Annotated in this window: 10 protein-coding genes; 2 read left to right on the forward strand and 8 right to left on the reverse strand. The window is 63.8% G+C overall.

Going from position 1 to position 12387, the window contains the following annotated elements; all coding sequences use genetic code 11:
- Positions 1-1028 precede the first annotated feature (1028 nt).
- Positions 1029-1394, forward strand: a complete 366-nt coding sequence (locus tag V5E97_RS05450) for a hypothetical protein (protein ID WP_406698275.1) — start codon at positions 1029-1031, stop codon at positions 1392-1394.
- A 450-nt stretch (positions 1395-1844) separates the two neighbouring features.
- A complete protein-coding gene (locus tag V5E97_RS05455) occupies positions 1845-2456 on the forward strand; it encodes a hypothetical protein (protein WP_406698276.1) in 612 nt (203 codons plus the stop codon).
- 15 nt (positions 2457-2471) lie between these two features.
- Here V5E97_RS05455 and V5E97_RS05460 read toward each other — a convergent pair whose 3' ends face one another.
- The 8 genes from V5E97_RS05460 to V5E97_RS05495 form a co-directional block, all read right to left on the reverse strand.
- Positions 2472-2909, reverse strand: a complete 438-nt coding sequence (locus tag V5E97_RS05460) for a hypothetical protein (RefSeq protein ID WP_406698277.1) — start codon at positions 2907-2909, stop codon at positions 2472-2474.
- A 650-nt stretch (positions 2910-3559) separates the two neighbouring features.
- The gene (locus tag V5E97_RS05465) at positions 3560-3856 is read right to left on the reverse strand and encodes a MoaD/ThiS family protein (protein ID WP_406698278.1); all 297 of its coding nucleotides are present in this window, start codon (positions 3854-3856) and stop codon (positions 3560-3562) included.
- Entirely contained in the window at positions 3853-4968 is a 1116-nt protein-coding gene (locus tag V5E97_RS05470; RefSeq protein WP_406698279.1) for a WD40/YVTN/BNR-like repeat-containing protein, read from the reverse strand. Before V5E97_RS05470 ends, V5E97_RS05465 begins: the two co-directional genes overlap by 4 nt.
- Positions 4969-5508: 540 nt before the next feature.
- Positions 5509-6753, reverse strand: coding sequence for an MFS transporter (locus V5E97_RS05475; protein ID WP_406698280.1), 1245 nt, complete (start codon positions 6751-6753; stop codon positions 5509-5511).
- A gap of 342 nt (positions 6754-7095) precedes the next feature.
- Positions 7096-8451 (reverse strand): hypothetical protein, encoded by a 1356-nt coding sequence (locus tag V5E97_RS05480; protein ID WP_406698281.1) that lies wholly within the window; start codon positions 8449-8451, stop codon positions 7096-7098.
- Positions 8452-8475: 24 nt separating this feature from the next.
- A complete protein-coding gene (locus tag V5E97_RS05485) occupies positions 8476-9423 on the reverse strand; it encodes a DUF1559 family PulG-like putative transporter (RefSeq protein ID WP_406698282.1) in 948 nt (315 codons plus the stop codon).
- Between the two features lie 142 nt (positions 9424-9565).
- Complete coding sequence (locus V5E97_RS05490; protein ID WP_406698283.1) at positions 9566-10840, reverse strand: cytochrome c peroxidase; 1275 nt, start codon at positions 10838-10840, stop codon at positions 9566-9568.
- Positions 10841-11028: 188 nt separating this feature from the next.
- Complete coding sequence (locus V5E97_RS05495; protein ID WP_406698284.1) at positions 11029-12240, reverse strand: cystathionine gamma-synthase family protein; 1212 nt, start codon at positions 12238-12240, stop codon at positions 11029-11031.
- Positions 12241-12387 lie beyond the last annotated feature (147 nt).

A 12387-nucleotide genomic window follows, 5' to 3' on the forward strand; every position in this document is an offset into this window, starting at 1 on the left:
CCTCTGACTCCTGCGGGGAGGGTTCTTCGGATCACGGGGATCGTGAACGCCCGTCTGGTCCCCGCAGGTCTCACTGCTTGATGTGCCTGGCCTTCCGACCATTCCGCCTCCAACCACCCCCTCGACCCTCCCATCGCTTTAACACGCTACCCCTCAGCGTGGGAGGCAGCCGGTTCACACCGGTTTGGGCTTCGCGTTTTGCTAGCAGGCTCACCGCACGAGCAGGCCGAATCGAGTTCACTTGCGTTGCGGACTGGTCGTTCACCTCCGGTTGCTTCCCACCCCGCCTCGCGGCGACGCAGTTTCCTTTGTTACAGGCCGGAGAGCGTCTACCTGAAGAGGACTTACACCTCTCGGACCTGGCACACTTACAGTCGCACTAGCACGGCCGGCCCGGCCGTATCCCCTCGGCCCTGGGCCAATTCTCAGACTCGCGCCGACCCCGAGGGAATTACGGCCGGGCCGGCCGTGCTAGTGCAAACCACCTGTGGCTGAAACAGCAAGAATCATCGGTTCTTTCGCTCTTTCGCGGATCGTTGAAAAAACTCGCGACCAGCCCCACAACAATCAAATCACACAAATGTTTAACCAATAGCAATTGAACAATTCTGAAAATTACAGATTCTTGACTGTTTACTCAATCTGATCTGATCGTGCAGCTAGCCAGAACTGATCGTGCAATTTGCATGGCAGGACCGACTGCATCCCAAGTCGGCCCACGATTCCATTTTCCGCAAACGCCTTGCAGCTAAAAGGTTACGCTCATCCAAAAAGAGCCGGCACATCGATTGCTTATCTCTCTTTTCTATTGCACACCGGGAAAATGCTCTGATGGGGTGGGTGGCACTCGGATCGCCCTTGGCCTGCTCGCTCTCCGGGTGCCGAGCATCAGTGGCATGGATCGGCTTGAGAGTCCTCCCAGATGGGCAATGCCCCCTTATCTGTCGCATGGAAACCGGGATCATCCCAAAGGGGACGAACGCAAGGGAAACCCGGCAGAAATTCTTGTCCCGTGGGGAGCTTGTGAGATGGATAACACGACATTGAGATTGAAAGCATCTGCGCTCGTTGAGCTTCGCCGCCACTCGCCCGCCGGCATGATCGCGGTCATCTACCGAAGAGGGAATCGCCGCAAGACGATCCCGCTCACGGACGGAACGATCGTCGAGTCACCCACATCTGATCAACGATGCGAGGCGCCTTGGCACCTCGAATCCTGTCACGGAATCACCGCGGGAGGCATTCCGTCGACAGTTCACCATCTGAATCTCGGGCTGGTTATCGACTACTTGGTACTCGGAGGGGTTTTCGTCCTGCCGAGCGGAGAAGTCGCCGCCATCTACGGCGCAGAAGCCATCCCAATCGGCGAACAGAGGGCCGAGGCTTGCTGGTAACCGCGTCGCGCCCGCCCGTGGCCGTGGCCGCGACTTTGCGAGCGTCGAGGGACCGATCGGGGCAGAATTGCTCGCCGGAGCAAGAATTACGCTCTCCTGGGTCTCGATTTGCAAGCCGCGACGGCTACCCGGAATATGACCGGGCCGAAGCTATTGATAAATGCGAGTTTTTTAGGCGGTCTTGCCACTATTGTAGGCTGTGTTCGTTCGGCACCTTGGAGAGGGAGGTTTGGAATGGATCGTGCTGAAGTGGTACTTCTGGTCAAATCCCAAAGTGTCGGTTGGGCTGGCTCTGTGACTTCAAATCAAGGCCTGTCGGCCGTGCGAGTGGGTCTTTCTCCCGGACCATCAACCGCAACGAACGAACCGGATCCACCAGTTTGGCACGCAACTGGCTATAGCCACCCTCTTCAGAGACTTTTCAAGCCTTGTGTCAGGGAGGGATCGTCGATGAGCGAGGCGAGGATCGAGGAGCGTCTTGAACGGCTTGAGGAGGCCAACGCGCGGGCGCGGAGGGAATGTCAGCGTTGGCGACGCGGGGGGCTGCTGGCGTTGGTTGGAGTGACGATTCTGGCCGTGGGGGGCGCGGCGTCCAAGAGCTGGCCTACGATCGAGGCCAAAGAGTTCATTCTCCGCGATCCGGATGGCCTCGCGCGGGCGACTTTGGCGCTCCGACCGGATGGGACACCTGGCCTCGCCCTCTTCGATAAGCAGGGACAGGTTCGCCTCTCGCTCGACCTTGATCTGAATGACGCGCCTGGAGTGAATCTCTACGGTCAGGACGGCGCGATGCGGGCGGCCGTTGCGATCCGCCCCGATGGCACCCCAGGGATCGGCCTGTTCGACAAGCTGCGTCGACCGCGGCTCTCGCTGGATTTGGGCATGGATGAGGCCGCGGGCGTCAACGTCTTTGGCGACGGCGGCCTCCTCCGTGCGGCTCTGGCGATCCGCCCCGATGGTACCCCGGGACTAGGACTCTTCGATCGCCAAGGTCAGGTCGTCCAGTCGTTCGACCTTGGACCCGACGCCGAGCCCGCTCAACCTCAACCCGAAGTCAAATGAATGCCAGCGATCGATTCAGGGATGGTTGGGCAACCAAGGTTTGTGCATGAACATGTTGCGGCCCGTGCCGTACTCTCGATAGTGCGAGGGTTTGAACGTACTGGCGGAGCGGGTCGTCCGGGAACTGGTTGGAGCGCTGGCGGTTGGTCTTCCTTGGAGAGCTGTTCCCGGGCGATACGATCGCCAAGCTTCGCCAGGGTTGTATCCGCGCCAAGCCGCCGCCGGAGCTGTCGCCTGAGCCGTTTGAGCGGGGGCAGGGGGGGCGACTACGTTCGGGCTGTATCTCGTCCAGCCGTTGCCGGACACATATCCGTTCCAGCCGGGAGCGTACCCACCACCGCCCTGAACATATCCGGTTTGTGCCTCGGCCTTCGGTGATCCAAGCCCGATCAGTGCATTCAACGCCACGAATGTGGCCAAGCCACGTGCTTTTTTCCGGAATTGCATCGCCATGACCTAGTCCCTGAGTGGCTGTGTGATTCTTGTCCTCCGACCGTTCCGAACTTAGGTGTTGGCAACTCAAATTTTATGCCGCAAAGGAGAGATGACTCTTTTTTTGTTAAGTTGAATTGACTTAAGTTGTTGGCTGCCATCGTGATAATAAAGAAAAAAATAGGCACGCTAAGCCGGGGTCGTGTTACTGTACGTATGCTTTGATCGCGGGGCGTACAGTTCACAAGGCGATCAGCCTGGCCGTGAAATGACCATTGTGGCTGTTTTGGGATCGCTCGATTTGCGCCCAACACGATCGGGTCGTGTGATCGGTCGAATTTCGCACTGACCCCGAATTCGACCGCATGAGCTTCGATTCCCTGCCGGCCCAGCCTGGGTCCGGTGAGCGGGGCGCCCCAATGGGGGAAATCTCTCGGGGATTCTTGTCCGTTTCGAACGGGTTCTGGACCCGCGGAATTTGGTCGAAGCAGAAGGCGGCGGTTTGCCTTGGATATTTGAGGGATGCCCGGGGCAAAGGCCCAAAGATCGGGGTCACCGACCCTGGCTCCAAAGGCCGATGATCTGCCTGCCTGGCCGAAACCGTCTCCAGTCGGCGGGCGGGACCCGGTGTCTCTTGACCACCGGGCGAAGGCCAAATCCTGCCCGCCTGCTTACCCGCCGGCGATGGCGCCCACCACCAGGAACGGCTCGGTCCCCGTGGCGATGGCGTCGGGGAGTGGGGAGTCCGGCAGTTCGTGGGACAGGTCCTGTTCGCAGGCGAAGAACCTCAAAAAGGGGCGTCGGCGTTGGGTGACGTGGTCGCGGATCGTCCCGCGCAGCATGGGGAAGCGGGCTTCGAGCGCGTCGAGGACCGAGCGCTGGGTGACCGGGCCCTCGACCTGGAGCTCCACTTCTCCCTGAACGCATGCTAGCGTACGCAGATGGGCGGGAATCACCACGCGGATCATGGCAGTGTCTGGACCTCGACGGAGAGGACGGCCGGAAGGTCCCGGACGATGGGTGCCCATTGATCCCCTGCATTGGCCGAAGCGTAGACCTGTCCCCCCGTGGTGCCGAAGTAGATGCCGCACGGGTCGAGCGAGTCAACGGCCATGGCGTCGCGCAGGACGTTGACGTAGCAGTCGCTTTGCGGCAGGCCGGCCGTGAGCGCTTCCCACTCGTTTCCGCCCGTCCGGCTGCGGTAGACACGGAGTTTCCCGTCGGGCGGGTAATGCTCGGCGTCGCTCTTGATCGGGACGACGTAGACGGTGTCGGGTTCGTGTGCGTGAACGTCGATCGGAAACCCGAAGTCGGTCGGCAAGTTACCGCTGATCTCGTGCCAGCTCTCGCCGGCGTCGTCACTGCGCATGACGTCCCAATGTTTCTGCATGAACAGCACGTTCGGTCGCGACGGGTGCATGGCGATCCGGTGAACGCAATGGCCGACCTCCGCATTCGGGTCGGGAATGTATTGCGACTTCAAGCCACGATTCGCCGGTCGCCAGGTCTCGCCACCGTCGTCGGTCCGAAACACGCCCGCGGCGGAGATCGCGATGAAGATCCGCCTGGGATTGCTCGGGTCGATAATGATCGAGTGCAGGCCCATCCCACCGGCCCCCGGTTGCCAGCGGGGCCCCGACTCATGTCCGCGCAAGCCGGGGAGTTCCTGCCACGTCCGGGCGCCGTCGACGGAGCGGAACAGGGCGGCGTCCTCGACACCGGCGTAGACGGTCTCCGGCTCGGTCAGCGACGGTTCGAGATGCCAGACACGCTTGAATTCCCAAGGATGCTGCGTCCCGTCGTACCACTGGTGGGTGCCGGGGACGCCGTCGTATTTGAACTCGTTGCCGACCGGTTCCCACGTCTTGCCGCCGTCGTCCGAGCGCTGGATCATCTGCCCGAACCACCCGCTGGACTGCGAGACATAGAGCCGGTTCGCATTCAAGGGGGAGCCTTTGACGTGGTAGATCTCCCAGCCCGCGAAGTGGGGCCCGCTGATCTCCCACCGCTCGCGCTTGGCGTCCGCCGTCAAGATGAACGCGCCCTTGCGCGTGCCAACGAGTACCCTTACCTGGCTCATGACTTACTCCGTTTCGTCAGAGGTGGGAATACAATACACAATCATCGGGCGGATGGGATCCGCGCCTTGCTCTGTTGGCCCTTGTTGAGCCTCATCATTGACGGTGGATACTGAATCTATGCGCATGGATTTTGTCGATCCTCTTCTTCTGGGTGGCACAACCCCAGGTGGTGTTGGCTCTCACCAGAGAGCATCGAAAGCAAGCCGGTGAACCGCTGAGAAGGCTGTAAACACTCTCTAGTCGTTCGCCGCCGTTCGAAATCGACAACGGCCGAACTTTTACGCCCGGTTTTCGGGCCGTACACGTCCGGAAACCGCGCAACGGCTTTCATCACATAGCTTTTGGTCTCGCGATGATCGCGAGATTGGAGGCTGGGTGAGGTCCGCGCCGCCCCCCCTTTTTATTTTGACTTTGGACCAAGCAGGGGGTCCGTTGGGCTGCGGCGAGGCCGAAAAGCCGGACTCACGAAACGAGGGGAGATCCTCTGCGCCTGGCCGTGACTGATAAAGCAAGGCCACTGCCAGGCTTGACCGGGAGCCTCAACCGGGCTCGGGCAAGACCCGTTCCGGGGCCGATTCGCTATTCACTGCCGTTCGCCCGATCAAGCCCAGGGTGTAGACCAGGAGTGGGATCGCGAGTTGCAGGCCGCAGACGGCGCAGACGCCTCCCCAGCCCCACCGCGACCAGGCGAAGCCACCGAGGATCGAGCCGACCCCGGCACCGACGCAGCACGAGACCATGTAGAGAGTGTTCAGCCGGTTCTGAGCGTCGGGGCGCAAGGCAAAGATGCGTGCCTGATTCGAGACATGCGTCATCTGCATCCCCAGGTCGAGCAGGATGACCCCGACCACGATCCCCCAGAGCCCTTGCGAGCCGATCCAAAGTACGAGGAACGAGGCCTGCATCAGGATCAGGCCGACCACTGCCGTGGATCGGGAATTGCCCCGATCCGCGAGCTTGCCGACCAACGACGCGGCCAGGACTCCGATCACGCCCACCAGGCCGAACAGGCCGACGATCTCGCTCCCGTAGCGAAACGGAGGCTCGGCGAGGTGGAAGGCCAGCGTGGACCAGAACGCGAGGAAGACCCCGAACGTCGCTGAGCCAAACAGGCAGGACTGCCGAAGCGCAGGCTCCGTCCGGACCATCTCCCAGAGCGAACCGATCAGCCGGGGATAGGTTAGCCCCTGATCCGACTTGTCCTTGGGTAACGCCCTCCGCAAGACCGCGAGCAGCACGATCGTGAGTCCGGCGGCGATCACGTACATCGCCCGCCAGCCGAGGTAATGGCCGACGAGCCCGCTGACGGTGCGGGAGAGGAGGACGCCGATCAGCAGGCCGCCCTGCACCGTACCCACCACCCGCCCCCGTTCCCCGGGCGGAGCGAGGTGGGCGGCGAACGGGAGCAGCAGTTGCGGCGTGATCGTCGTGACCCCCAGCAAGAAACTCGCCACGGCCAGCAGTCCGAGCGTCGGAGCGACGGCCACCCCCACCAGCGAGACGATCACCGCGGCGAGCATCGTGACCACCAGACCTCGCCGTTCCACCATGTCACCCAGAGGGGCGATCAGGAGCAGGCCGAGGGCGTATCCCACCTGCGGCAGCGCCGGGATGTGGGCGACCCCTCCCTCCGAGACGCGCAGATCGCCGGCGATCTGCGGCAGCAGCGGCTGGGCATAGTGCATGTTGGCGACCGTGACGCCGCAGCCGATCGCCATCAATAAAGTCGTGCGACGGCCGAGGCGGGGGCCAGCGCCGATCGGCTCCTCAGATTCGATGCTCATGGACGAGGTGGTGACCAGGTAAGTTGTCCGGCGGCGGATTCGTTCGAGGTCGACTTACGGTAATCCTAATGATAGGGGGTCGCGTCAACTCCTCGGCCCCATGTCGAGGACAGATTGGGAGGCAAAAACATAGGCCTGTTGAGATTTGATATGTTGAAATTTAATGGGAGACAGGGCAAGCCGGGGCGGTTCGAACCGAGCAAGTCGACGTTCGCTTGGCGGCGTGGCCGCTCTTGCGGTCGCCAAGGCACGGCTTCAGTGTGGTTCGCGGCGGATCGAGTGGGTGATCCGCCGCGTTCACGTTGACTTACGCCCCCAATCGCTCAAGGGCGACGCCGGCCGTCAGCTTCGTGGGGAGCCGAGCCGGGCCTTGAGTTTGTCGACGGCCGGAACAATTTCGGCCTCGGCCTGGCGGAACCGGGCGTCGGGCCGGGTGACGATGCGGGGGTTGGCGTATCGGCTCAGGGAGCGGAGGCCGGCCGGAGCCTGGCCGCCCGCGTTGGTGGTTCTGTGACAGAGGACACACTGGGCGGCGAAGGTCGTCCGCTTGGCGGTCCCGTATTCCAGGAACAATGACTGCGCCGAGTCGGGGACGAAGCGGAAGGCCGCGTGGTCTGGGTCGGCCGCGGCGGCGGGCCGGCGGCGGAAGTAGGTCCAGAAGTTGATGCCGTCGCGGGAACTGGTGTCCTTGCCGGGTTCGGTCCCTTCCGCGGTGGCCAGGGTGCGGACGCGTAACTCGTCCACTACCGGCGTCGCGACCGGGACCAGGTCAGGCGTCAGGCCGACGATCGCGAGGACGAGAGCCGCTTCCGTGCCGACCTGGACCTCGGGCAGGGGAACCTCCTTGCCGACCTTTCGCGACGCCTCGACCAGGGCGCGGCCCTTCTCGACCGAGCCGGCGTTCAGGAACAACCGGGCCGACCGAAACGTCGAGGCGCCATGGAAGAGAGTCGAGGATTTCCGGTCCACTTCGACCCAAGGCGATGCCGGGTCGTTGGTGAGCAAGTTCGCGGGCAAGTAGGGGGCGTGCCGGTCGCTGGGCTTGCCGCCGGGGAAGAGGGCGTGAAGGTCGGCCAGACCGTCGGGCAGGGTGCTCAAAACGTCGGCGGGCTGGCCGCAGGCCGCCACGGCCTTCGCCAGGGGGACGAGGACCTCTGGCCCGACCTTGCCCGACTTCTCGAATCGCGACCAGACGTTGAGGAGGTCCCACTGCAACATCAACCGGGCGACGGCAGGACGCAGCTCGGGGAAGGCGTCGAGCTTCTCGGCGTTCTCCAGCAGCCCGAGCAAGGCGATCAGTCGCTCGGATTGCTGGGGAGTCAACTCTTCCACGGGGGAGATGCGGACGTCCCCCCCGAAGGTGGCGCGATCGGTCTCGACCCCAGGGCGTTTGCGGAAGTACCAGGCCTTGTCGAAAAAGGCTGTGTCGTCGGTCCCCTCCACCGCCCGTTCCCCGGGCAGCGCAGCCCCCACTTCCTTGGGGATGCGGTCCCCCACGAAGATCAAGCGGAACAGCTCGTTGAGTGGGCTGGCCGGGTCGGCCGCGTAGGCCCGCACCCCCCGGGCGGGGTCGGGCAATCCCTCCGCGCGATGGCCAACAGGATAGAAATCCTCAGCGGGTCCCGCGCCCAGAGCCATTGCCAGCAAAGCCACCAGGGCCGACCCGGCCCCCCTGCGATCATTCCATCGTTGCGACATCAGTTTCTCGGTCTCACTTCGTTTTCAGTAACTGTCCGCGGAGATGATCTCGCCGCCTTGCCTGGTCAGCAGCGAGGCGAGGACCTCCATCGCGATCGTTTCCTTGAGGAACTTCACCGACCCATCAGCCATTCCCACCGTGGCCCCGCCGGGATGAAATCCGTAGACTCCGTACATGTTCCCGCAGTTGATCGGGCACCGTCCCATGTTTTTCGTCGAGCTGATCCAGTTCGTGCCCGGATCGAAGCCCCTCACCGAGAACACGTTTCCCTCGGCCCAGGCACTCACCAGAACGCTACTGGCCGCGGCGACACCCGAGCCGGGGACCATCGTCCGCCCCGACCGCCAGATTTGGGGACGCCCCGCGCATTCGACCAGCATGATCGTGTTGGAGGTCCCGTCGGTGACCTCGCGGAGGTTCCGTAGACCATCCAAGACCGAACCCTGGAACACACCGTCGGCACTGACTGGCTGCGAGCTCTGCATGAAGCCCGCCGTCCACATGGACGAGAAGATGCCGGTGCTCGCCGCGTAGTCGGCGACCGACGCCCCCCAACCCGGGGCCGGCGATGTGACGAACCTCGGGTTGAGCCGGGGGCCGTCCGGCGTGCTCGGGCAGAGCATCGCGTTCATGTGAGTCTGGGCCGCCGTGCTGTTGTCACGCGAAGTGTGGGCCACCTGCATGTTATAGCTCTGGAACAGGTTCGCCTGCTCGATGTACGGCAGGATCTGGGCACCCCAGTAGCGGGTCGGCTTGGTTTCCGAGGTCGGCAGGGCGTCGTTGACGGTGTGGAAGTTGTGCAACGCCAGCCCCAATTGCTTGACGTTGTTGGCGCACTGGATCCGCCGGGCCGCCTCCCGAGCCGCCTGCACGGCGGGCAACAGCAAGGCAATCAACACCGCAATGATTGCAATGACAACCAGTAGCTCAATCAGTGTGAATCCACCACGGCGAAAATGATTCCGATTCATGATTCGTAGCCAGGGATTTGGGGCCGCCAGGAGGGGGCGCATCGCCGGAATGAAGTCGCGGAGATCGCCCCGATTGTCGTCCTTGGGGGCCGATGCAAGCTTGGGCTGAAATGGGAGGGGACCGCTCCTACCGAGGACAAGCTTAACGGGGCCCCGGCGTGGGCGTCAAGTTGGGATTGAGATTCTGTGTCAACTCGGGCTCGTTGGGGGGAAGGATTGGCGGGCGGCGGAAGCCGCGGGGTTCGGTCAGGGATTCGAGGAAGGCTTTGAGGTCGGCGAGGTCCCGGTCATTCAGGCCCAGGGGCCGGAGCAGGGGCGATTTGGTGGGGAAAGGCGCGGCGTCCGGCTTGGGCTCACCGGGGGGGCGGCGAAGGGTCGCCATTCCGGCGTTGTACATGCGCAAGACCCCGTCGAGCTCGAAGACTCCGTTGTGCATATAAGGCTTGGTGTTGCCGACGTTGCGAAGGCTGGGCGTGCGGAATCGGCCGACGTCGGCGGCGTCTCGGGTGATCCGGTAGCGGCCCAGGTCTTCGAGCGTCCGCCCATAGTAGCTCAGGCCGAGGTCGTGGAATTGGCCGTCGCTGAAGGTTGGCCCGTTGTGGCAGTTCAGGCACCGGGCCGCGCCTCGGAACAGGTCGAGCCCGGCGACCGCCTCGTCGGTCAGCGCCTTGGGGTTGCCCTTGAGGAAGGCGTCGAACTTGCTGCGGCCACCGACCAGCGTCCGTTCGAACGCGGCGAGGGCGACGGCGACGGCATCGAGCGTCACGTCGTCCGACCCGAAGGCCTCTCGGAACGCAGGGCGATAGCCGGGCACCTTGGCCACGGCGGTCACCGCCGCCTCGACCGGGGCGTTCATCTCCTGCGGGTTCAGGATCACGGCGCGGGCCTGGTCTTCCAGGGTCGCGGCCCGGCCGTCCCAGAACAGGCTCCGCGCCAGGCCGACGTTCAACAACCCGGGCGAGTTGCGCGGGAGTGCCTGCCGGCTGTGTCCGAACGACGTGGTCCGGCCGTCGGCCCACCCGAGGTCGGGGTCATGGCACGACGCACATGCGATCTGCCCGCTGCCCGACAGCCGGGGGTCGAAGAACAACATCTTGCCCAGCGCCACCTTGGCCGCCGTCGGCGAGTTGGCGTCCAGCTTGGCCACCGGCGGCAAGATCCCCAACTCCACCCACTCGACCCCCGCGTCGACTTCCGGCTTGGGCCATTCCGAAGCAGGCCCCTGATAGACCTGCCGTAACGCGGCGATCCGCTCCGCGCGAACCTCTGCCGGCTCCTGGGCCCGGGGCAACGCCTTCTCCGCCCGCTGGGAGACGACGGGCGGATCCTCATCGCCCCAGGTGATCGCGGGCGCGATCAGCATGCTCATCAAGGCGATCATCCCTGGAATTACGCGAACCAACCGTCCTGATCGCATGACTCTCCCACTCCCCCCGCCTGACTTTTGGATTCGTGCTATCTCTGTTGGGACTGAATGTCATTCTCTCGGAAGAATGGACGCAAAGTCCAGCCCAGGTGGATGCACCCCAATATTCCGGTCGCCATTGGTTGACGGAGCGCAAGCCCGACAAAAGGGAGGGAAACCGTCGAAAAAGGAGGGCGGCATCATGCGGGCTGCGCGCCTTCCAGCGCCCTGTCGAGATCCAGGATCAGATCATTCACATCTTCGATGCCGCACGAGTAGCGAACCAGGGTTTCGGGAATCCCCAGGGCGGCCCGCTCCTTGGCGGTCAGTTCGACGTGGGAGCCGGTTGCCGGGGGAGCGACCACGGTTTCCACCGCGCCCAGGTTCGCGGCGCGGTGCGCCCAGCGGAGCCGGGGCAGGAAGCGTTTGACCACTTCGAAGTCGCCGGGCAACTGGAAGCTGAGCACGCCGCCGAAGCCGCCGGGCATCTGCCGCTTGGCGACGTCGTGGTTCGGGTGATCTTCCAGGCCGGGATAAAAGACCTGCGCGACCCGTGGGTGGGCCCGCAAATGGCGGGCGATGGTGAGGGCGTTCTGGTTCTGACGTTCCACCCGCAGCGCCAGCGTCTTCATCCCGCGGAGCAGCAGGTAGGCGGCATCGGCGTGCAGGGTCGCCCCCGTGATCTCTCGACGCCGAAAAATCGCCTCGACGAGCGCTGCGTCGCCCGCCGTCACGCCCCCCAGGGCATCGGCATGTCCGCCGAGGTATTTCGTCGCGCTATGGATCACCAGATGCGCACCGAGCTCCAGCGGATGTTGGTTGATCGGGGTCGCGAACGTATTGTCGACCACCACGATGGCCCCCTGCGCTCGGGCCCGAGCGGACAGGCGTTGCAGGTCGAGCACCTTGCAGGTCGGGTTGGTCGGGCTCTCCAGGTAGAGCACTCGCAGGCCGCCGTCGATCGCGGTCTCGATCGCCGCCTGGTCAGCCGTCTGGCAGAGCGTGACTTGCACGCCGACCCTTGGCAGAAACTCGCTGAACAGGCGATTGGTGCCGCCGTAGGTGTCGGTCACCGACACCACGCGCTGGCCGGGTTCCAGCAAAGTGAACAGTGTGTCGCTGATGGCGGCCATGCCGGTCGAGAAACTGGTGGCGGCCTCGGCCCCTTCCAGCACGCGCAGCTTCTCCTCGAAGACGGCGACGGTGGGATTGGTGTTCCGGCCGTAAATGTGCCCTTCGGCCTGCCCGAGCGAGACCGCACGCCACTCATCAAGGTCGTCATAGCCGAAGGACACGCTGTGGACCACGGGAACCTGGGTGGCCCGTTGCATGTGAACACCCCCTTCTCCCGCCCACACAGCCTGGGTACGAGGGTGCGGCTTGCCCTGGCGGGTCGTTTCTGAGTCGGACATGACGGTGTTTCCTGAACCGGGACGTCGCCGCATCATCCGAAGGGGACGGCGTCGCCGCCATGCCTCTGGATTCTGTTATGGCGGAATGGAGGTTGTGGGGTGTTGGTTCCGCGGGAAAGGGAGATTCTGGAGTTGGTCGGGAGATCC

It is taken from the genome of Singulisphaera photorubra (assembly GCF_045290345.1).
Classification (GTDB): domain Bacteria; phylum Planctomycetota; class Planctomycetia; order Isosphaerales; family Isosphaeraceae; genus Singulisphaera.